We start from the raw sequence: 20,619 nt of genomic DNA, 5'->3' as shown, positions 1-20,619 counted from the left end.
CTGGCCTACGGTGGGGCCAGAGGAAGCGGGTCGTCCAAACACGCCGCGAGCCCGCGCTTCTCTCCAGGTGAGTGGTACCCGCGATGCAGATCGACCAGTTGATGCAACACCTCGGCAGTCAGTTTCCCGAGCTGAGCACCCGGTTCATGTCGCCCGTGGACGGCAGCAACCACTCGGGTGGTGGTCGGGCATGAGCGCCACCGCCACGCACGACGAGCTCCGCTTCGAGTCGAAGAGCCTCGACGAGGCCGCCACCGTGCTCGGCGAGACCTATGCACGCACCCGCATCTCGGACCGCCGGCAGCCCTGCGGGACGGTCATGCGCATCCACCAGCGAACCCTCACGCCCGACGTGCGTCTCGACGCCCTCGAGTTCGGCCTGGGGTTCAGCGCCGCGGTGGACCCGCTGGAGACGCTCGTCTTCACCGAGCTCAACACCGGCCGCACGCGGTTCGACTCGCAGGGCCAAAGCCGTACGTACCAGGCCGGGGAGTCCTACCTCGTCGCCCAACCGGACCAGGCCTACATCGGCACGGTCGAGGATGTGACGATGTCGATGGTCATCATGCGACCGAGCCTCCTCGACAAGGTCGCGGCGACCGCCGGCCCCGCCGGCGTGCCGATCCGGTTCCTCGGACACGAGCCGACGTCTCCGCAGGCCGCCCTCAGGTGGCGAGGCGCCTGCGCCTATGTCCGCTCCTCGGTCGTCACCCTGCCCGGCTCGGAGCACAACCTCTTCCGGTCCAACGCCGCGTCACTCCTCGCCTCCGTCGCACTCGACTGCTTTGCCAACACCGCCTCGAGCGAGCCGACGGCACAGGACGGGCACGACGCGCATCCCCTCACGCTGCGCCGGGCCGTGAGCTTCATCGAGGACAACGCGGACCGCGACATCGCCGCGTCGGACATCGCCGCGGCCGCATCGGTGAGCGTCCGCGCCCTCCAACTGGCCTTCCGCCGCCATCTCGACACGACCCCGATGGCCTACCTGCGTCGGGTGCGGCTGGCCCACGCCCACAGCGAGCTCGAGGCAGCCTGCGGGGACGAGCTCACCGTGATGTCGGCGGCCGCCCGGTGGGGCTTCGGCAACCCGGGCCGGTTCGCCAAGCTGTTCCGCGACGAGTACGGCCGGGCGCCCTCCGAGGTGCTGCGCTCGAGCTGAGACCGGCCGGGGCCTTTGCCCTTGAAGCCGGCCGGACGCCCCCGTCCGACATCGGAGCCGTCCTCGGCCACGGCGCGAACCGACGCGGTCGCGTGACTCGCGCGGCTAGGGCCGCGCGCTTGCCCACGTCTGACGAGCCGGCGCAGCCCGGGACTCAGCTCCCGGGCTGCGGGTCCGGCCTCGTGACGATCCCGCCCGCAGGCGGGCCGTCGAGCAGCGTCGGGCGGTAGTCGAGCAGCTGCATGCCCTTGTCGAACGTCCTGCTCTCGACGAGCTCGAGCGCCACGTCCGGGAGTCCATCGAAGACCCGCTCCTGCCCCGTCGCCCCCGTGATGAACGGGAAGACGACGAGCCGGTAACGGTCGACGAGCCCGGCGACGAGGAGCGCACGGCCGACGGAAAGGCTGCCGAGGGTGCGCATCGGACGCTCGACCGACTCCTTCTGCGAGCGCACCCAGTCGACCGGATCGTCCCTGACCACAACGGTGTTCGCCCATCCCGGTGGATCGTCGAGCGTCGACGAGAAGACCACCTTCGGCATCGCCGCCAGCTGCGCGAAGCCGGGGTCGTCACCCACCTGCTCGGCGAACCCGGACATGAGCCGGTAGGTCGTCGCGCCCATGAGGACCGTGTGCTCCTCCTGCTGCTCGTCGAGCCACGCCAGGTACTCCGGCGACTCGACGCCCCACAGACCGGGCCAGCCCTCCGCCGCGGCGTAGCCGTCGAGGCTGATGATGAGGTCGATCATGAGACTCGGCACGGTCGTCTCCTTCCCTCGACCTCGCAGTCTTGCGTATGCCGTCCGCCCGCGGAAGTGCCCGGAGCGCGCTTGCGCTCGGGCCCTGCCCTCAGCCGACCCGGAAGGCTCGAAGGCCGGTGGCCGGGTGCTGCGGGTCGACGAGGGTGCGCTGCCGGTCGGCCGCGGTGCCGCCGGCGAGGATCCGTCCGACGACGTCCTGCACGATGGCCGAGTCGCCGTCGGCCACGAGCGCGTCCCCTGTGAAGGCCAGCAGCGACCCGACCGCGTCCTTCGCGGGGACGAGGTGACCGGTCGCGGGGTCGAGCAGCCGGTCCCCGACGCCGTGACGCGCGGCCCGCCAGGCCGCAGTGCGCAGGGCGAGAGTCGGGAGGGCCTCACTGAGTCGGTGCGCCGTCGCCCCGTCCGCGACGACGGTGTCGACCAAGGCTCTGCAGATCCCGGCGACCGCGACGGCGACGTCGGGGTCGGGAACGACGTCGGTGACCCGCACCTCGACGGTCGGGTACCTCGCCGAGAGCCGCGCGTCGTAGTAGAGCATCCCTTCGTCGAACGCCCCACCGCCCGCCACGATGACGTCCGTCGTCCGGCGGTAGGTGTCGACATCGCGCCACAGCGGCGCCGGGCCGGCGGTCGGGAGCTGGGACAGCACGACGGAGCGCCAGCTCGCGTGCCCGGTGTCGCGGCCGTGCCAGAAGGGGGAGTTGGCCGCGAGCGCCGTGAGCACCGCGAGCCACGGGCGCAGGCCGTCGAGGACGGTGATCCCCTCGTCGGGCGACTGGACCGAGACGTGGACGTGGGTGCCGCAGGTGAGCTGCTGAGCGGCGAGCTCGCCGAACTCCTCACCGATCCGGGCGAACCGGTCGGACACCACGGGCGTCGGGAGGTGCTCCCCCGGCCAGGTTCCCGACGCGACGACGACCGCCTCGTGCGTGGCCGCCAGCCCGGAGACCCGGCGGCGCAGGTCGGTCAGGTCGGAGGCGAGGGCGTCGAGCGAGGCCGTCGGCCGGGAGCAGATCTCGACCTGCTCCTGCTTGAACTCCCCCTTGACCCACGCGTCGGCGGCGGCCTCGGCGACCTCCGGACCGACCGCCACCGGCCCATCGGTGTCGGCGCCCACGAGCAGGAACTCCTCCTCGACCCCGACGGTGCGGGACGTCACCGAAGGCTCGACCGACCGGCTGACCACGCCCCGAGGATCTCATCCGAGAAGCGTCCACCGAGGAGTGCGCTCGCCTGGATCCCGAAGACGAGGTCGGCCGCCAGCTCGGGCTCGGCGCGCACGAGCGGCGCGATGACCTCCCGCCGCAGGACCTGCTCGTGCACGGCGTCGGCCTCGACGTGCTCGGCGTAGTAGTGCTCCGTGGCAGGACCGCAGCCGAGCCGCCGGGCGGCGCGCACGAGGCGGGCGGAGCCGGGCGAGGACGTCAGCTCGATGACCGCGAACTGCCCGACCGCCGCGCCCCGCAGCTCGCGCCGCAGGCCGCAGAGGGTCATGAGGTTGACCTCCGCCAGGGCGGCGGCGCTCACCGCGTCGACGTGGTGGCCGTAGTGGTCGCACAGTCCGAGCTCGCGCATCATCGCCGCGAAGAGCCCGGAGTGCATCTGGTCCGCGCGACCCGCGCCGTACTCGTCGTGCTGCACCGTCATGAGCCCGGCCTTGGCCGGACCGTCGAGCCGGGAGATGACGAGGAGCTGCGGGTCGGCCTCCTTGAGGTGGTAGGCCGAGCGGTGCGTGACGTACTCACGCATCTGGTCGAGCGTCCCCCGCTCGGCGAGGTGGTGCGAGATGCCCCGCTCGCCGACGCGCTCGGTGAGCAGGGCGTCGATCTCGGCCTCGAGGTCGTCACCGCCGGGCACGTCACGGCGCAGGGCGGCCAGGAAGGTGGACTCGAGCTCGAGACGGACGCCGAGCAGCTCGTGGTGCCACTCCATGGCCTCGGGGACGCCGACGAAGCCGCGGTAGTGCAGCTCGTAGCAGACGTGGAGGGCGAGGTGGAGGTCGTCGCCGTAGGGGTCGACCACGCTCGACGTGGGGAAGGGTGCGCCGAGCCGGCCGGCACAGAAGTCGAGGACCGCGGCGGAGAGGGGACCTCGCGCCGCTGGCAGCGGCGGGCGCGCGGACGGCGCGTGGGCCGACTCTGGCAACCCGCACGGTGCGGCGGGCGACTGACCCGGCCGTGCAGGGGCAGGGGCGAGGGACGGGCTTGTCGCACCGGCGGACCCCGTCCGCGGGGGCGGCGTCACGGTGGCGGTCACGACGACGTCCCTCCTTCGGCGGGCGCCTGGCGTTCGGCGCGCACCTTGTCGCGGTGGCTCGTGTCGCAGAAGGGCGAGATCCGGCTGCGGCGACAGGTGCAGAGGGCGACGAGGCCACGCTCCGAGCGCACGGTCGTGCCGTCGGCGGTGACGACGTCGACGGGGCCCTCCACGAGGATCGGCCCCTCGCCGGTCACGACGACGCGGCCCACGCGGTTCGGCGGGAGCTCGCGCCGCTGGTCGTCGGTGGTCGTCGTCATGCGGTGGCCTCCAGCAGGGTGATGTCCGAGGTGGCCCTCGTCGCCCGGACGACGACGAGCTCCTCGGCAGGCTGCCCTTCGGCGATGAAGCCGTGCGCCCGCAGCATACGGGCCCTCGACCGCATCACCGGACCGAGCTCCTCGACCTCACGACGCACCACCTCCGCCTCGAAGCCATTGTCCTGCAGGCTTTCCACGGTTCTCGTCCCGTCCGCGACGTCGGACTGGACGAGCAGGAGGCTGCCTCCCGGCGCCACCCAGTCGAACGCCTCCGCGCAGATCCGGTCGAGGAGCAGACGCCCGTCCGAACCGGCGTCCCAGCACCTGTCGATCCGGTGGCGAGACGACCGCCGGGTGAACGACGGAACATACGGAGGGTTGCAGAGGATGAGGTCGAACCGCTCGCTGCCTGCCAACGCCCCGAAGAGGTCGCCTCGCAGGACCCGGGCCCGCACGCCGTGGCGCCGGGCGTTGACCCAGGCATTGGCGGACGAGCGGTAGGACAGGTCGATCGCCGTCACCTCCGCTGCCCCTGCGAGTGCCGCGGCGACCGCCAGCGAGCCGGTGCCGGTGCACAGGTCGAGCACGCGTGCGCCCCGGGCGAGGCCCAGCTCGGCCATCGTGTCGGCGAGCAGCCACGTGTCGGCCTGGACGGGGTAGCACCCGGGGAGCCGGAGCAGGACGGGACGGGATGGTCCGACACCGGACTCCGGCTGCTGCGAACGGCTCATGGTGCTCCTCGGGTCGCTCGGACGGGTCTGCGCACCGCGGCGCCCACCCTTGGGGGGTCCATACCCGCCAGGGCCCCGTCCATGCGCCTCGTCCGAGTGTGACGCGGGTCACTGAGCGACCCGAGGAGCGGCGAAACCGCAGGTCAGGGCATGACCTGCGGTCTCGTCACCCGGTCGGCTACCCGAGGAGGGTCGAGGTGCGCGGCGTGAGCCTGCTCCCGGCCGGGACCGGGAACGGTGCCCCGAGGTCGGCGAGCCGCCCCTGCACCTGGTTCTGTGCCTGGCAGTCCGTCGTGCACGTCGTCGGGGGGTTGGCGACCTCGGTGGCGTCCTCGCCCGTGACGAACCCCATCCGGCCGCCGCTCGCGACGTCCCACACGGACACGCCGCCGCAGTGCCGCACGCTCGGAGTCAGGGGTGTCGCCGTGTTGCACGCCGGCTGGGACACACGGGTTGCGACCTGCGCGCTGTCCCGGGCGACGAACCTCGGCGACAGCCCGTTGGCGATGTTGACGCGCGCGGCGACCTGAACGCAGAACTGCCCGGGCGGGCCGGTCGTCACGCTCGTGCACCCCGACCCGAGGAACTGCCCGATGCGCGAGCGGAAGTTCGGGTTGTCGAAGTAGAAGGGAGTGAGCCCGGGCGTGACCGACTGAGCCAGCCTGTGGGTCACCCGGGTCGTCGTGCCGTCGGAGCGCTGCGGCTCCATCTGGAAGATCCCGCCCTGCGCGCAGTCCTTGGCCTGGATCTTCATCGAGAGCCCGGTGCCGGTGCGCTGCAGGCTGAGCTCCTCGTCGTCGAGCTCGACGGCGATGCCGCTGCCGAGGACGAGCCCGCGGTGGTTCGGCACCTTGCTCGCATAGACGGGGGTGAAGCGGCCTCCGGTGATGTCGAGCTCGTTGGCCGCGCCCGTGAAGGCCTGGTTGAGGACCGCGAAGTCCGAGCTCCGCACCTCGAACTGCGTGTAGCGCCCGCGCACCGCGAAGGTGCTCCCCAGCCGGCTCGCGGCGATGGTCGTGCGGATCCGGTCCTCGCCCGACGCGGCGACGGTCGCGCCGGTGGAGAGGTTGACGAGCCGGTAGCCCCCGCCGACACACCCCTTCGACGACGCGGCCTGTGCGGGTGCGGTGGCACCGAACGCCGATGCCCCCAGCGCGGCGATGGCCAGGGCCACCCCGATGATGCGTGCTCTGCCTGCCATGACGATCTCCTGTGCTCGCTCGGTCGTGTGCAGGGCCCACTCAACGGCGCCGCCGGTTCAGCCGACAACTGTCCATGGGTACTACGACCACGGCTCAGCTCCGGGGCGCGGTGAACCTCTGCAGGAAGGCCGAGAGGAGCTGCGCCGACGCGTCGCGCGGGAGCGCCTCGATGAGTGTGAGGACGCCGGTGAGGTCGAGGTCTGCCCCGTCCCGCGCCGCGTCCGCGAGCGCCGCCGGATCCGGTATGCCGTCCGCGGACAGTGCTTCCGGGCTCGGCACCGCGTGGCCGCGCACGGCCTCGGCACCCCCGACGAGGGCGGCGCTGAGCTCGTCGAGCAGCCCCTCGGTGACGGGCGTGATCGTGAGGTGCGCGGTGTGCGGGACGACGGTGCCGTCCGGCTGCTCGAGCGACGGCTGGCCCTGGAGGACGAACCCGCGCTCCGCCACGGCCGTCACCCAGAGCAGCGGGTCGACCCGCCGCTCCGGCGCGACGTCCTCATCCGTCGCGACGGCGACGAGCGGGCCCTGCCGGTCGCCGAGCACCCGCAGCCCCTCGACCCCGTCGACCGTGGCGACCACGGCGCGGGTGGCGTCCACGACGCGACGGGTGAGGCCGGCATACCCGTCCGGTCCCAGGGTCTGGACGACCGCCCAGGCGGCGGCGAGCGACGTCGCCGATCGGGTGCCGAGCATCGTCGGGTTGACGACGGGGTAGCCGAGCCAGCCGGTGGTGGCGAAGTAGCGCGCGAGGTCGAGCTCGCCGTCGGCGAACAGGAGCAGCGAGGCACCCTTGGGGACGTAGCCGTACTTGTGGATGTCGGCACTGATGCTCGTCACGCCATAGACGCGGAAGTCCCACTGCGGCAACGGTTCTCCACCTGCCTCCTCCCACCAGGGCAGCACCCAGCCTCCGACGCACGCGTCGACGTGGCAGGGGATGCCGAGGTCCGCGGCCGCCCTGGCGACGTCGGCCACGGCGTCGACGACGCCGTGGGGATAGGACGGCGCCGACACGACGACGAGCGCCACCTCGGGACCGAGGGCGGCCTCGAGCTCGCCCGGCGCCGCCCGCCCCGTGACGACGTCGACGGGCACGACCTCGACGTCGAGTCCGAAGTAGTGCGCCGCCTTGTGGAACGCCGCGTGGGTCGACGACGACAGGACGAGCCGCGGGCGCCCGGCACCGCCCCGGGAGACCCAGCGGTCGCGCGCGGCCTTGACGGCGAGCAGGCAGCTCTCGGTCCCACCGGAGGTCACCGAGCCGGTGGCGGTCGGGCCGTGCAGCATGTCGCGTCCGAACGCGACGAGGTCGGACTCCATGAGCGCCACCGACGGGAAGGTCGTCGGGTCGAGTCCGTTGACGGGTTGGAGGAGCCGCATCGCCTGTGCCGCAACCTCGTCGAGGTCGGCGCGGCCGGAGTCGTAGACGTAGGAGAGGACCCGGCCACCGTGCGTCGGGGCGTCGTGCTCGCGGTAGGCGCGCAGCTGCGCGAGCACGTCGTCGGCCGTGCGTTCGTCAGCGCCCATCGAGCGCCACCTCCGGTTCCTCGTGGCGCCGGAGCGCCGAGATGGAGACGAGTGCGAGGGCCGCCGGCACGAGCGTGAACGCGAGCCCGATGGCGATGTCCGCGCTGCGTGGCTGCGCCGCCGGGTCGCTCGTGCTCGAGACGAACCCGCCGACGGCGAGCATGGCGAGCACGACCGCCGGCCCGAGCGCGAGCCCGGCCGTCTCCAGCGCGGTCCACACCCCGCTCATGGCACCACCTCGGGCACGCCCCGCCTCCTCGATGACGTCCGGGAGCATCGCCAACGGGAAGAGCTGCATCCCGGCATACGCGACACCGCCGACCGCGAGGGCGAGCACCGAGAGCCAGACCCAGCCGGCCACGAGCGCGGGCACCTGCACGACACAGGCGGCGACGAAGAGCCAGGAGGCCGAGAGGTATGCCGTCCGCTTGCCCCGCGCGGCCGCGTGCCGCTTCCACAGCGGCATGACGAAGAGCGCCGGGGCGACGACGGCGGCGAAGAGGACGCTCACCCACGACTGGGAGCCGAGGAGGTAGGTCGCGACGTACTGCGCGGCGGCGAGGACGATGCCGGTCGCGAGGGCCTGGAGGACGAAGACGACGAGCAGCGAGCGGAAGCGAGGCAGGTCTCGCACGGCGTCGATCCCGGCGCGCAGCGTGGCGGCGTCGCCGGCGGTCCGCGCGACGCTCTCGTGGCCGCGCAGGCTCGCCACGGTCGCGAGCATGCCTGCGGTGAGGGCGGTTGCGGACACGATCGCCATGACGAGGTAGCCGGTTCGCCCACCGCCGAGGGCGTCGCGGACGGCGGGGGCACCGGCACCGAAGGCGAGGATGGCGAGGGCGAGGACACCGACGCGCCACGTCATCATCCGGGTGCGCTCGGCGTAGCTGCTCGTGAGGTCGGCGGGCGCCGCGATGTAGGGCACCTGGAAGAGGCTGAACGACGTCGTCGCGAGGACGAAGGCGACGACGACCCACAGTGCGGCGATCGCTGTGCCGACGCCCTCGGGCACGGCGAACATCGCGACGAACCCGACGGGAAGGGTCACGGCCCCGAAGAGCATGAGCCGGTGGCGGGAACCGCGGGTCGCCACCTCGTGGTCGCTGCGCGCCCCGATCGCCGGGTCGATGACGACGTCCCAGACCTTCGGCACCAGGACGACGACGGCCGCAAACGCCGCTGCGACGCCGAGGGTGTCGGTGAGGTAGTAGGCGAGGACGAGCCCCGGGAGCGTGCCGAAGCCACCGGTGCCCACGCTGCCTGCTGCGTAGCCCGCGGTCTGGGCGCGGGTGAGGCGGTCGCGGGGCATGAACCGCAGTATGTCCGGGCGCCGGGCCGCTCCGCGGGAGATCGAGGCACGCCGGTGCAACCCTCAGTGCCCGGCGTCGCTCCGGACCAGTCGCAGGGCGCCGAGCGCGGACGCTCCCACAGCCCACGCCAGCATCGTCAGCCGCGCCGCCGACACCGTCATGTCGTCGCGCGGCCCCTCACCGAAGATGAGGAAGAGCGCCCCGGAGCCAGGCAGCCACGACGAGACCGTCGTCGCCCACTCGAAGGGCAGGTTGGCGACGAGCAGCGGCAGGACGAGCAGCAGGGCGATGGCGAGGACGAGTGAGGCGGCGGTGCTCCGTGTCGCGAGCCCCAGGCCGATGCCGAGCAGGGCGCCGCAGCCGAGGACGACGACGAGCTCACCCGCCGAGCGCAGCCCGTCGTCGAGCGGAAGGCCGACACCGGCGAGCAGACCCATGGCGACGCTCGCCAGGCTGACGAGGACGACCCCGAGGAGCGTGACCGTGACCGCGATGACGAGGCTGCGGGCGACGAAGAGGAGGCCGCGACGAGGCGTCCACTGCAGCGTCGGGACGATGGCACCGGTGGCGTGGTCGGCGGTGCTCGTCATGACCGCGAGCGCGACCATCCCGAAGAGCGCGAACATCGCGGTGAACCGCGCGCCGTCCCACCCGGTCGCGTCGTCCGGGATCGACTCCGGGTTGCCCGCGGCGTCGATGCCCGCGAGGACGGCGACGCCGACCATGAAGAGGCCGAGGCAGGCGACGAGGACCCAGCTCGACCGCACGCTCCAGATCCGGGCCCATTCCGCCCGCCCCGCACGCGCGAGGACCGTCGTGGTGCTCATCGGACCGCTCCTTCCGCCAGGGCCGCCGGGACGTGGCCGTGGTGCTCGACGCTGCCCTCGGTGAGGGCGAGGTAGGCGTCCTCGAGGGACTGCTCCACCTCGGCGAGGAGGTGGAGCGGTATGCCGTGTGCGTGAGCGAGCTCGCCAACAGCGCTCGCCGCGAGCCCGCGGACCTCGAGCTCGTCGGGTCCGTGTTGTGTGACGGTCGCGTCGGGTCCGAGAACCCCACGCAGGTCGCCGGCCCGCGGTGAGCGGACCCGTACCCGCTGGCCGTCGAGCCCGGCGAGCAGCCCGTCCATCTCGGTGTCGGCGATGAGCCGGCCTCGCCCGATGACGACGACCCGGTCGGCGACGAGCTGCATCTCACTCATGAGGTGGCTCGACACGAGGACGTGCGCCCCTCGTCGGCGAACCCGCGCAGCAGCGCCCGGATCCACCGCACCCCGTCGAGGTCGAGCCCGTTGACCGGCTCGTCGAAGAGCAGCACCGGAGGGTCGCCGAGCAGGGCCGCGGCGATGCCTAGGCGCTGGCGCATGCCGAGCGAGTAGCCCTTGACCCGCCGGCCCGCCGCCGCCTCGAGTCCGACCTGCTCGATGACGTCATCGACTCGCGAGCGGGCGATCCCGTTGCTGTGGGCGCCGATCCGCAGGTGCGCACGTCCCGTGCGACCGGGGTGCATCGCGCCCGCGTCGAGCAGCGCACCCACCTCGCGCAGGGGTGCGGCGGCGTCGGCGTAGCGCTTGCCGTTCACCCGTGCGCTGCCCGCGGTCGGCCGGTCGAGGCCGAGCACCATCCGCATCGTCGTCGACTTGCCCGCGCCGTTCGGTCCGAGGAGCCCCGTGACCTTCCCCGACTCCACCGCACAGGTGAGGTCGTCCACCGCGCGCACCCCGGCATACACCTTCGTCAGTCCCTCGACCGTGATCATGACCCGCTCCCTCTGCTCGTCCGACCGCTGCGTCGGACGCTAGGGCCGCCGGCGGCAGCAGCGGGGGTGCGACCTGTGAAGGTTGTGTGCAGATCGGGTTCCGTCCCGCGGGCAACTGCCCGGACGGACGGGACACCGGCCCCTGTCGGCAAGGACGCGGGGCGGCCCACGGTGGGGTCGTCCAGATCTTCCGACAACCTCCAGGAGACGCCGTGAGCGCCACCATCACCCCCGACCACACGTCCCGGCTCGACCTCGACGAGCCCGCACCCACCACCTCGACCGGCCGCGGCTGGGCCTTCACCGGCGTCGCCGCCGGGCTCGCCTCGATCGTCGGCATCGCCGCCTCGATGCAGATCGACGCGGTCTACTCCCCCGACGCCGACGGCGACCCCGACGCGATCGTCGCCCGGCTCGCCGAGCTCGTCCCGCAGATCCTCGTCTTCCACACGGCGACGATGGTCTCGGTCGTGCTGCTGCTCGTCTTCGCGGCCGGCCTGCGTCGTCGCCTCGCCGACCAGCTGCCGAGCCGCAGCCTCCTCCCCGACGTCGCGGCCGCCGGTCTCGGCCTCGTCGCGGTCGCGGGTCTCATGGGCTCCGGCCTCACCACCGAGTTCGTCTTCGGGGTCTCCGACCCGGGCAACGGGCTCGTCCCCGAGTCGGCCGTCTTCTTCAACCACTGGGTCGGCACGATCCCGTGGCTGTGGGTCGGAGCCGGCGCCACCGGTGTCGCCGTCGCGGTGAGCGCCCTGCGCCACGGGGCGGTCTCGCGCTGGCTGGGCTGGGTCGGGATCGTCCTCGGCGGGCTCACCCTCCTCCTCGGCATCTCGCCGCTGCAGTACATGGCGGGCATGACGGGTCCGGTCTGGCTCTTCGTCACCGCCCTGGGCCTCGCCCTCGGCGACCGCGCCACCCGCTCGCGGGTCTGACAAACGGCCTGATCAGCACCGTGAACCGACGCTATGGTGCCGACATCATGAGCCCCTCCGACGCCCTGCCGAGGGTCGGCCAGCCCCGGGCGGCCGCGGTCATCGCCGCGACCGCCTGGGGCACCGCGGTGCTCGCGGTGGCGCTCGTCGTCATGGCGCGTCCTGCCCTCGGTGAGGGCGTCTGGTTCTTCGTCGTCGACGTCGCGGTCGCCTGCGTCTACGGCACCGTGTCGGCGCTCATCGTCTCCCGCCGCCCGCACCCCGTCGGCTGGCTCCTCGCCCTCGCGGCGGTCGGTGGCGGTGTTGCCGCCCTCGGCTTCGGCTACCCCGCCCTCGCCGCCCAGCGGCCCGGCCTCCCCGGAGCGGACCTCGTCCAGTGGCTCCAGAGCACCGCCTGGGTCCCCGGCACACTCGCCCTCTTCCTCGTCGTGCCGTGGCTCGTGCGTGACCACCCCCTCGGCCGGGCGAAGTGGGGCGTCGTCGCCGGCAGCGCCGTCGTCATCGCCTTCCTCGTGACCCAGCTGCTCGACGCCCGGGCACCTTTCACGATCCTGCTCGTAATCGCGGTCGTCCTCGGGCTCGTCGCCGCTGGGGCGGTCGAGCACCGACGCCGCCGCGGTCCCGTCGCCGAGCGCAACGGACTCGGTTGGCTCGCCCTCGGCGCCGCCCTGCTCGCCCTCTCGTTCGTGCCCCTGCTGCTGCCGTACGGCTCGCTGCCCCTCCCGGTCTGGACGACACCCGTCCTCCACCTGCTCTCGCAGGCCGTCTATCCAGCGGCGATCCTCGTCGCCGTGCTCCGCAGCCGCATGTGGGGGCTCCAGCTCGCCGTGAGCCGCACCGTCCTCGCCGGCCTCGTCACGGTCTCCCTCGTCGCGGTCTACGTCGTCGCCACCGTCGTCGCGACGAGCCTCCTGCCGGGCGACGGAGCAGGTCTCGTCGGCGCGGGGGTCGTCGCCGTCGCGGTCCAGCCGACGCGGTTCTGGCTCGAGCAGCGCGTTCACCGCCTGGTCTACGGTGTCGCCGCCTCCCCCGACCACGTCGTCCGCCGGCTCGGCAGCCACCTGCGCCTCGCCGAGACGACCGACGACCTCCTTCGCGGCCTCGCCGCCGACATCGGCGCCACGATGCGCCTCGAGTCGGTGACCGTCGCCCTTCCTGACCGCGAACCCGTCGTCTGGGGTATGCCGGGTGCCCACCCCGTGCGCGTCCCGCTCGACCACCGAGGCGAACCCGTGGGCGAGCTTGCCGTCACCCTTCCCGGTGGCGAGAGCCTCGGGTCGCGCGGTGAGCAGATGCTCGGCGACCTCGCCACTGTCGTCGCGACCGCCGCCGCCGTGACCCGCGCCGCCGCCGACGTCGACGACGCCCGGGCGCGCCTGTCGCGGGCCCGGCTCGAGGAGCGCCGCGTCATCCGACGCGAGATCCACGACGGTCTCGGCCCCTCGCTCGCGGGACTGCGGCTCGGGCTCCAGGGCGCACGCAACCTCATGGCGACCGACCCCTCGGCGGCGGCCGAGCTGCTCTCGACCCTCCAGTCCGAGCTCGACCAGCGGGTCACCGACGTCCGCACGCTCTCGCACCACCTGCTCCCGCCGGTGCTCGACGAGCTCGGCCTCGCCGCTGCCCTCGCCGAGCTGTCCGCCCGCCACGCGGAGGACGGTGTCGAGATCGCGCTCGACCTCGGCCACGACGACGCGCTCGACCCGCAGACCGCCGCCGCGGCCTACGCGATCGTCGCGGAGGCGGTGACCAACACGTTGCGCCACAGCGGCGTCCAGTCCGCGCACGTGACCACGACGTCGACGCCCGAAGGGCTGCGGCTGACCATCGCCGACGACGGCCGGGGCTTCTCGGCCGAGGTCCGGTCGGGGGTCGGCACGCGGTCGATGCGGGAGCGCGCCGAGGAGCTCGGCGGCACCCTGTCGATCACCTCACCGAAGACCGGAGGCACCCTGGTGGAGGCGCTCCTGCCGCAGGGTGTGGCGGTGGCCCGTGGCTGACATCAGCGTCGCCGTCGTCGACGACCACCCCGTCTTCCGGATGGGCATGGCCGGCCTCCTCGCATCGCTCGACGGCATCACGGTCGTCGGCCAGGCGAGCGACGCAGCCGAGGCCCTCGCCCTGCCGCTCGCCGACATCGACGTCGTCCTCATGGACCTCAACCTCGGCGCGGACTCGGGCATCGAGACGACCCGCGAGATCGTCCGGCGCCACCAGGACGCGCGCGTGCTCGTCGTGACGATGCGCGAGGACGACGACGCCGTCGCGTCCTGCATGCGTGTGGGTGCGCGCGGCTACCTCCTCAAGGGCGCCAGCCCCGACGAGGTCGAGCGAGCGGTGCGCGCCGTCGCCAACGGCGACGTCATCCTCGGGTCGGCCGTCGCCGCGCGGGCTGTCACGGCGCTCACGTCGGGACGGTCCGTCGCTCGCGTCCCCTTCCCCGACCTCACCGACCGCGAGCGCGAGGTGCTCGACCTCGTCGCCCGCGGCCACGACAACCTCACGATCTCCCGTCGCTTGGTCCTCTCCCCCAAGACCGTCCGCAACGTCGTCTCCAACGTCCTCACCAAGCTCGCCGTCCGCGACCGCGCCGCGGCCGTCGTCCGGGCCCGCGAGGAGGGGCTGGGCATCGACTGACTGTCGGTCAGCGCGCGCGGGCGAGGTGCGCGACGACGTAGAGAACCCCCAACGGGTCGCTCACCTCGCACGTCACCACCTCGAAGCCGGGGTATGCCGTTCCCCCATCCTTGTCGGTCGGCGCGCCCACCGCTGCGGCCAGCACCTGGAGCGGAGCGCGACCGGCGACGAGCAGGTCCGCGCAGAGGTCGGCGTCGAGCTCGAGCAGGTCGTCGAGACCCCCGTCGGCCGCGCCCCGCACGGCCGCGACGATTCCGTCGTCGACCTCGTGGGCGCGCGCGTCGAGGTGGCCCGGCGCCTTCTCGGTGCGGCGCGCCGAGCCGTCGGCGACGACGAGCAACGTGGTGTCGGCGTCGGCGGACACCCCTCGTCCGAGGGCGATGCACTCCTCGGTGGGGGCGTCCCAGGGCACGGCGACGTGCTCGACCTCGAACCCGAGGTGCGTCGAGGCGAGGAGGTGGTCGGCGACCCGCAGCCCCACCGCCGGCCGAGTGCTCCGCGGCTCGCGGTCGGTGGCGTGGACGACGACGACGTGGGCGGCCGTCGCCACGGCGTCCCGCACGGCGGCGACGCACGCCTCGAGCAGGCCGGGCACCGCGGGCACGCGCCCCTGGTACTCGGGCAGCAGCAGCGGCGCGCCGGGCACGACGACGACGTCGGTGATCACGCGAGCCCCCGTGCCGTCCGGGCCGGCGGGAGGTCCCCGGCGAGCACCGACACCATGTCGAGCACCTGCCGGGTCTCGACGACCTCGTGAACGCGATAGATGTGGGCGCCGTGCCAGGCCGAGATCGCCGTCGCCGCAAGGGTTCCGGTCAGGCGCTCACCCACGGGCAGGTCGAGCGACTCACCGACGAAGTCCTTGTTGGACAGCGACACGAGGAGCGGCCAGCCGAGCGCGACGAGCTCGTCGAGCCTCCTCGTCACCTCGACCGAGTGCCACGTGTTCTTGCCGAAGTCGTGGGCCGGGTCGATGACGACCCTCTCGCGGGCCACGCCCACCGACACGGCCCGGTCGGCCTGCGCCACGAGCGACTCGACGACGGACGCGACGACGTCGTCGTACTCGATCCGGTGCGGTCGTGTCCGGGGCGTCACGCCGCCGGTGTGGGTGCAGACGACCGCGGCGTCGAACTCGGCCGCCACCTCGACGAGGCCCGGGTCCACGCCACCCCACGCGTCGTTGAGGATGTCGGCGCCGGCCTCGAGGACGGCCCGGCCGACGGACGCGCGCCACGTGTCGACACTGATGAGGAGGTCGGGGTGCTCGGCGCGGACGGCGGCGACGAAGTCGACGACCCGCTCCTTCTCCTCCTCCTCGCCGATCTCGACGCCCGGGGCGGCCTTGATGCCGCCGATGTCGACGATGTCAGCACCCTGCGCGACGACCTGGCGGACGCGGTCGAACGCCGCATCCTCGCGCCACGTCGCGCCCCTGTCGTAGAACGAGTCCGGCGTCCGGTTGACGATCGCCATGACCAGGCGCGACCGCGCGTCGAACTCCCGGCGACCGAGCCGGAAGGTGAGGTGGCTCATCGCGACTCCGCGCGGGTCCCACGCTCTGCGTGGGCCGGCATACGGACGCTGTCGGCCGGAGGCCGCTCACCCGTCGCGACGGCGGTGAGGCGGGGCTCGAACCCCGCCTGCCCCCGCGCGTACTGCGTGAGCCCCACCGTCTCCTCCGCCCTCACCGGCCCGCCACGGGACCGGTCACGCCGCCGGTCCGCCGCCGCGAGCACCTGGACTGCCATGAGGCCGAGGGTGTCATGCCGGTGATGGCGGTGGGTGCGACGGCCGAGGTCGACCTGCGCGATGGCGTCGATGCCGTGCGTGTCGTAGGTGTCGACCAGCGCGGCGATCTCGACGCCGTAGCCGACCGGCACGGCATACGACTCGAAGGCCTTGCGCCGGATCGCCCACTCGCCCGAGAGCGGCTGCACCACGCCCGCGAGACCGGGCCGATGCAGTGCCAGCCACGGCCGGGCGACGAGCTCGGTGACCCGCCCGCCCGACTCCTCCTCGCGGCCGGTCGCGTCGATCATCGGCCGGTCGTAGACCGCCTTGACGAGCTGCACGGCGTCGTCGACGAGGAGCGGCGCGAGCAGCCCGGTGACGAAGTGCGTGCCCCAGTCGACGAGGTCGGCGTCGACGAAGACCAGGAGGTCGCCGCGGGTGACGTGCTGCGCCTTCCAGAGTGCCTCGCCCTTGCCCGGCACCGAGCCGAGGTCGGGGCGGATCTCGTTGGCGGAGAACACCTCTGCGCCGGCTGCGCGAGCCACCTCGGCGGTCCGGTCGCTCGAGTCGGAGTCGATGACGACGACCTCGTCGACGAGCCCGCCACCGCCGTCGCGCACGAAGTCGGCACGGATCCGCTCGACGACCGCACCGACGGTCGCCTCCTCGTCCCTCGCCGGGACCACGACCGAGACGGTGTGCTCACCCTTGCGCTCGAGGACCCGCTCCGGCGTCCAGTCCGACGCCCGGTATGCCGTTCGCCCCATCGCGCGGGTCACGTCCCGAACGTCGGGCGTCGCTTCTCACGGAAGGCCGTGAGCCCCTCGACGAAGTCGGGTGTGCGCAGGAGCGCGTGCTGCCCCTCGTCCTCCCGCGCCAGCGTCGCGTCGAGGTCGAGCGCCGCGGCGGTGATGGCCGCCGTCGTGCGCGCGGTGCCCGTGGGCGAGAGGGCGGCGAGGTGGGCGACGAGCTCGTCGGCCCGCGTCGCGAAGTCGTCCGCCGGGACCGACTCGGCGACGAGCCCCCAGTCGGCGGCCTGGGCCCCGGTGAGCCGCTCGCCGGTGAGCGCCAGGCGCAGGGCGCGGGCCCGGCCGACCGAGGCGACGACGAGGGCCGTGGCGCCGCCGTCGGGCATGAGGCCGAGGGCACCGAAGGCGAGGACGAGGGTCGCCTCGTCGGCGACGAGGACGTAGTCGGCCGCGAGCGCCATCGCGAGCCCGGCTCCGGCGGCAACTCCCGGAACGAGCCCGAGCACGGGTGTGCCCGCCTCGACGACCGCACGGGTCACGGCGCCGACGCCGCGAAGGGTTCCGTCGAGGTCGCCCTCGTCGAGGTGCACCGAGAGGTCGGCACCGGCGCAGAAGGCCCGGCCCTGTCCGGAGAGGACGACGACCCGCACGGCCGGGTCGGCGTCGAGGCGGCGCACCGCGTCGGCCACCGCCTCGAGCATCGGCACGTCGACCGCGTTGAGCCGGGCGGGTGCGGCGAGGGTGACGCGGCCGACCGCGCCCTCGACCTCGACGAGGACGGAGTCCGCGCCCTCCTGGGTCACGCGGAGGCCCCGGAGGCCGAGCCGTTCTTGGCCGGCGGGCGGTAGAACGCCGCGAGCATCGCCCCGGCGGCGCCGACACCGCCGAGGGCGGCCAGCGCACCCCAGCCGAGCCCGGCGAGGTCGAGACCGAAGGCGTTGTCGAGCGACCACCGGCCGGGCCCGAGCACCGCGAGCGCGACCGCGACGATCGCCACGAGCACGACGTACTCCCAGCCGCCCTTGAAGATGAAGTAGCCCTTGCCGCGGTGGTCGGTGAGCGCCGCGACCGTCATGAGGCCGACGAACGCCATCGCCGCGAGCCCGTTGAGCAGTCCGAACGTGACGAGGACTCCCGCGCCGATCTCGGTGAACGCCGCGAACCTCGCGTGCAGCCACCCCGGGCGCAGGCCGAGCGACTCGAACCAGCCGGCCGTCCCCGAGAGCCCGCCCTGCACCTTGTTGAGCCCGTGCAGCACGAGCATCGGGCCGAGCGCGAGGCGGATGACGAGGGAGGCGACGTCAAGCTCGGTGGAGCTCATCGCGGTGGCGGCGGCGGTCATGACGGCGACCCTACGGTCAGCTCGCGCAGGCCCGGCACGACCTGTTCGGCGAAGGTCCGCAGGAAGCGCTCCTGGTCGCCGCCGGGTCCGTGGAACACGAGGTGGTCGAAGCCGAGGTCGGTGTACTCCCGCACCGCCTCGACGACGTCCTCGGGCGTCGACGCGACGATCCACCGCTTCGCGACCTGCTCGATGGGCAGCTCGTCGGCGGCCCGCTCCATCTCGGCGGGGCTCGTGATCGAGTGCTTCTGCTCGGCGGTCAGCGACAGCGGCGCCCAGAAGCGCGTGTTCTCGAGCGCGCGCTCGGCGTCCGGGTCCCACGAGAGCTTGATCTCGATCATCCGGTCGATGCTGCCGGTGTCGCGTCCGGACTTCTCGAGGCCCTCGGCGACGGCGGGCAGCAGCGAGTCGGCATAGAGCTCGCGGCCCTTGCCCGAGGTGCAGATGAAGCCGTCACCGGACCGGCCGGCATACCGGGCGACGGTCGGGCCGCCCGCGGCGACGTAGACGGGCACGGGCGTGTCGGGACGGTCGAAGATCCGGGCGTCCTCGGTGCGGTAGTAGTCGCCCTCGAAGGTTACCGACTCCTCGGTCCACAGCGCGCGCATGAGCCGGACCGACTCGCGCAGCCGGGCGAACCGCTCCTTGAACTCCGGCCATCCGCTCTCGGGGACCGAGCCGACGGCCACCTCGTTGAGCGCCTCGCCGGTGCCGACACCGAGCATGACCCGCCCGGGCGCGAGGCACCCGAGCGTCGCGAAGGTCTGCGCCACGACGGCCGGGTTGTAGCGGTAGGTCGGGGTCATCACCGACGTCCCGAGCAGGACCCGCTCGGTCCGGGCCGCCACCCACGACAGCCAGGCGATCGAGCTGGGCGCGTGCCCGCCCTCGAGCCGCCACGGCTGGAAGTGGTCCGAGATCGTCACCGAGTCGAGCCCGAGCTCCTCGGCGAGCACGGCGTATCCCGCGAGCTCGGCCGGGGCGAACTGCTCGGCCGAAGCCTTGTAGCCGATGCGCATGTCCGTCATCCTTCCCCATGCTGGTGCCATAGTGGGCACGTGGCCCCTGACCTGCACAGACGTCGTATGCCGGCCCGCTCCGCCGCCGTCGCAGCCACCCTGGCGCTGCTGCTTCCCGGTTGCGCAGGACGCGGCTCGGCCGAGAACGATCCGGTCACCGACACCGCGACCCGCTTCCTCGCAGCTGCGGCCTCGGCCCCCGAGAACGGGTGCAGCCTCCTCGCTCCCGCGACGCTCGAGGAGGTCGAGGCCGACGGTGAGAAGTGCGCCGATGTCCTGCCGGACGCAGCCGGGTCCGCACCCGGTTCCGGCGAGCCGCAGGTCGACGTCTACGGACGCGACGCCATGGTGCGCTGGGGGGACCAGGTGCTCTTCCTCGCGCGCTTCGACCAGGGCTGGCGGGTCACCGCCGCGGGATGCGAGCCCACGGGCAAGGACCTGCCCTACGACTGCGAGGTGGAAGGACCGTGAACGGCATGAAGGTGTCCTTCATCGGCTGGCTCGTCGTCATCGGCTTCGGCCTCGTCTGGTGCCTGTCCATGGGGGTGATGGGCCGGTGAGGCGGCTTCGCGACCACGGGCTGGGCCTCGTCTTCGGCGCCCTCTTCCTGCTGTCCCTCGCCGGACAGGCGCTGTGGGGGGTCGCCGAGCTCAACGGCGACGCCCGGGACCGCGGGCTGCCGACGATCGGGCTCGGCGAGTACCTGTCGTCGTCGACGTTCGCCGTCGACGTCGCCGAGAACTGGCAGTCCGAGTACCTCCAGTTCCTCCTCTTCATCGTCCTCACCGTCTGGTTCGTCCAGAAGGGCTCGCCCGAGTCCAAGCCGCTGGACAAGACCGGCCGCGAGAGCGACAAGGACCAGAAGGTGGGGCGCCATGCGAAGCCCGACTCGCCGTCGCTCGCGAAGGCCGAGGGCTGGCGCCGCTCCCTGTACTCACACTCGCTCGGGCTGACGATGGGGCTCATCTTCCTCGGGTCGTGGTCCGCCCAGTACGTCGCCGGCCGGGCCGCACACAACGCCGACCTCATCCGCGACCTCAAGGAGCCCGTGGGTCGGGCCGCCTACCTCGCCGACCCCGACTTCTGGGGCCGGACGCTGCAGAACTGGCAGTCCGAGTTTCTCGCCGTGGCGAGCATGGTCGTTCTGTCGATCTACCTGCGCGAGCGCGGCTCGCCCGAGTCGAAGCCCGTGGGAGAGCCGCACGAGACGACCGGCGTCGAGGGCTGACGGGCTGGCCCGAGCCGC

General features: G+C 73.1%; 21 protein-coding genes and 1 pseudogene. 6 read left to right on the top strand and 16 right to left on the bottom strand.

Translation table 11 applies throughout. The features are described from left to right. Positions 1-190: 190 nt before the first annotated feature. Positions 191-1,162, top strand: coding sequence for an AraC family transcriptional regulator (locus tag ACOJV7_RS10050; protein ID WP_420190004.1), 972 nt, complete (start codon positions 191-193; stop codon positions 1,160-1,162). Positions 1,163-1,316: 154 nt separating this feature from the next. Here ACOJV7_RS10050 and ACOJV7_RS10045 read toward each other — a convergent pair whose 3' ends face one another. The 10 genes and pseudogenes from ACOJV7_RS10045 to ACOJV7_RS10000 all read right to left on the bottom strand — a co-directional run bounded on the left by ACOJV7_RS10045 (position 1,317) and on the right by ACOJV7_RS10000 (position 10,963). After that, a complete protein-coding gene (locus ACOJV7_RS10045; RefSeq protein ID WP_420190003.1) occupies positions 1,317-1,922 on the bottom strand; it encodes a dihydrofolate reductase family protein in 606 nt (201 codons plus the stop codon). Between the two features lie 88 nt (positions 1,923-2,010). Then, entirely contained in the window at positions 2,011-3,081 is a 1,071-nt protein-coding gene (locus ACOJV7_RS10040; RefSeq protein ID WP_420190002.1) for a carboxylate-amine ligase, read from the bottom strand. After that, entirely contained in the window at positions 3,078-3,944 is an 867-nt protein-coding gene (locus tag ACOJV7_RS10035; protein ID WP_420190001.1) for an iron-containing redox enzyme family protein, read from the bottom strand. Before ACOJV7_RS10035 ends, ACOJV7_RS10040 begins: the two co-directional genes overlap by 4 nt. Before the next feature lie 230 nt (positions 3,945-4,174). Further along, positions 4,175-4,438: a CDGSH iron-sulfur domain-containing protein gene (locus tag ACOJV7_RS10030; protein ID WP_420190000.1), complete on the bottom strand. Its 264-nt coding sequence runs from the start codon at positions 4,436-4,438 to the stop codon at positions 4,175-4,177. Beyond that, entirely contained in the window at positions 4,435-5,169 is a 735-nt protein-coding gene (locus ACOJV7_RS10025) for a HemK2/MTQ2 family protein methyltransferase (protein WP_420189999.1), read from the bottom strand. Before ACOJV7_RS10025 ends, ACOJV7_RS10030 begins: the two co-directional genes overlap by 4 nt. A 178-nt stretch (positions 5,170-5,347) precedes the next feature. After that, entirely contained in the window at positions 5,348-6,370 is a 1,023-nt protein-coding gene (locus ACOJV7_RS10020; RefSeq protein ID WP_420189998.1) for a hypothetical protein, read from the bottom strand. Between the two features lie 94 nt (positions 6,371-6,464). Continuing rightward, on the bottom strand, positions 6,465-7,898 hold the full coding sequence (locus tag ACOJV7_RS10015; protein ID WP_420189997.1) for a pyridoxal phosphate-dependent decarboxylase family protein: 1,434 nt from the start codon (positions 7,896-7,898) through the stop codon (positions 6,465-6,467). Continuing rightward, the gene (locus ACOJV7_RS10010; RefSeq protein ID WP_420189996.1) at positions 7,888-9,207 is read right to left on the bottom strand and encodes an MFS transporter; all 1,320 of its coding nucleotides are present in this window, start codon (positions 9,205-9,207) and stop codon (positions 7,888-7,890) included. The genes ACOJV7_RS10015 and ACOJV7_RS10010 overlap by 11 nt, the downstream gene beginning before the upstream one ends. Before the next feature lie 63 nt (positions 9,208-9,270). After that, the gene (locus ACOJV7_RS10005) at positions 9,271-10,035 is read right to left on the bottom strand and encodes a hypothetical protein (protein ID WP_420189995.1); all 765 of its coding nucleotides are present in this window, start codon (positions 10,033-10,035) and stop codon (positions 9,271-9,273) included. Beyond that, positions 10,032-10,963: pseudogene (locus ACOJV7_RS10000) on the bottom strand (ATP-binding cassette domain-containing protein). Before ACOJV7_RS10000 ends, ACOJV7_RS10005 begins: the two are co-directional and overlap by 4 nt. A gap of 212 nt (positions 10,964-11,175) precedes the next feature. On the opposite strand from ACOJV7_RS10000, the gene ACOJV7_RS09995 reads away from it, so the two are divergent. From ACOJV7_RS09995 to ACOJV7_RS09985, 3 genes are read left to right on the top strand one after another with little or no spacing between them, the layout of a single operon-like run. Continuing rightward, positions 11,176-11,892 carry a hypothetical protein gene (locus ACOJV7_RS09995; protein WP_420189994.1) on the top strand — a complete coding sequence of 239 codons (717 nt, stop codon included), beginning with the start codon at positions 11,176-11,178 and terminating at the stop codon, positions 11,890-11,892. Between the two features lie 47 nt (positions 11,893-11,939). After that, on the top strand, positions 11,940-13,892 hold the full coding sequence (locus ACOJV7_RS09990) for a sensor histidine kinase (protein ID WP_420189993.1): 1,953 nt from the start codon (positions 11,940-11,942) through the stop codon (positions 13,890-13,892). Further along, entirely contained in the window at positions 13,885-14,529 is a 645-nt protein-coding gene (locus tag ACOJV7_RS09985; protein WP_420189992.1) for a response regulator, read from the top strand. Before ACOJV7_RS09990 ends, ACOJV7_RS09985 begins: the two co-directional genes overlap by 8 nt. A gap of 7 nt (positions 14,530-14,536) precedes the next feature. Here ACOJV7_RS09985 and ACOJV7_RS09980 read toward each other — a convergent pair whose 3' ends face one another. Genes ACOJV7_RS09980 through fgd form a run of 6 tightly spaced genes read right to left on the bottom strand, consistent with a single transcriptional unit; the run spans position 14,537 to position 19,373 of the window. After that, a complete protein-coding gene (locus ACOJV7_RS09980) occupies positions 14,537-15,196 on the bottom strand; it encodes a class III extradiol ring-cleavage dioxygenase family protein (protein WP_420189991.1) in 660 nt (219 codons plus the stop codon). Next, positions 15,193-16,065, bottom strand: coding sequence for a dihydropteroate synthase (gene folP, locus ACOJV7_RS09975; RefSeq protein WP_420189990.1), 873 nt, complete (start codon positions 16,063-16,065; stop codon positions 15,193-15,195). Before folP ends, ACOJV7_RS09980 begins: the two co-directional genes overlap by 4 nt. Continuing rightward, complete coding sequence (locus ACOJV7_RS09970) at positions 16,062-17,042, bottom strand: glucosyl-3-phosphoglycerate synthase (protein WP_420189989.1); 981 nt, start codon at positions 17,040-17,042, stop codon at positions 16,062-16,064. Before ACOJV7_RS09970 ends, folP begins: the two co-directional genes overlap by 4 nt. Next, complete coding sequence (locus tag ACOJV7_RS09965) at positions 17,039-17,815, bottom strand: enoyl-CoA hydratase-related protein (protein WP_420189988.1); 777 nt, start codon at positions 17,813-17,815, stop codon at positions 17,039-17,041. Before ACOJV7_RS09965 ends, ACOJV7_RS09970 begins: the two co-directional genes overlap by 4 nt. Continuing rightward, the gene (locus ACOJV7_RS09960) at positions 17,812-18,354 is read right to left on the bottom strand and encodes a DoxX family protein (RefSeq protein ID WP_420189987.1); all 543 of its coding nucleotides are present in this window, start codon (positions 18,352-18,354) and stop codon (positions 17,812-17,814) included. Before ACOJV7_RS09960 ends, ACOJV7_RS09965 begins: the two co-directional genes overlap by 4 nt. After that, positions 18,351-19,373, bottom strand: coding sequence for a glucose-6-phosphate dehydrogenase (coenzyme-F420) (gene fgd, locus ACOJV7_RS09955; RefSeq protein ID WP_420189986.1), 1,023 nt, complete (start codon positions 19,371-19,373; stop codon positions 18,351-18,353). The genes ACOJV7_RS09960 and fgd overlap by 4 nt, the downstream gene beginning before the upstream one ends. A gap of 39 nt (positions 19,374-19,412) precedes the next feature. Between fgd and ACOJV7_RS09950 the strand changes: the two genes are divergently transcribed. Continuing rightward, entirely contained in the window at positions 19,413-19,844 is a 432-nt protein-coding gene (locus tag ACOJV7_RS09950; protein WP_420189985.1) for a hypothetical protein, read from the top strand. 85 nt (positions 19,845-19,929) lie between these two features. After that, the gene (locus ACOJV7_RS09945; RefSeq protein WP_420189984.1) at positions 19,930-20,601 is read left to right on the top strand and encodes a DUF6766 family protein; all 672 of its coding nucleotides are present in this window, start codon (positions 19,930-19,932) and stop codon (positions 20,599-20,601) included. The last annotated feature ends 18 nt before the right edge of the window (positions 20,602-20,619 follow it).

Source organism: Knoellia tibetensis, assembly GCF_048606415.1.
GTDB lineage: Bacteria > Actinomycetota > Actinomycetes > Actinomycetales > Dermatophilaceae > Knoellia > Knoellia tibetensis.
The sequence above is the reverse complement of the archived record's forward strand: the minus strand, read 5'-3'. Positions and strand labels throughout refer to the sequence as shown.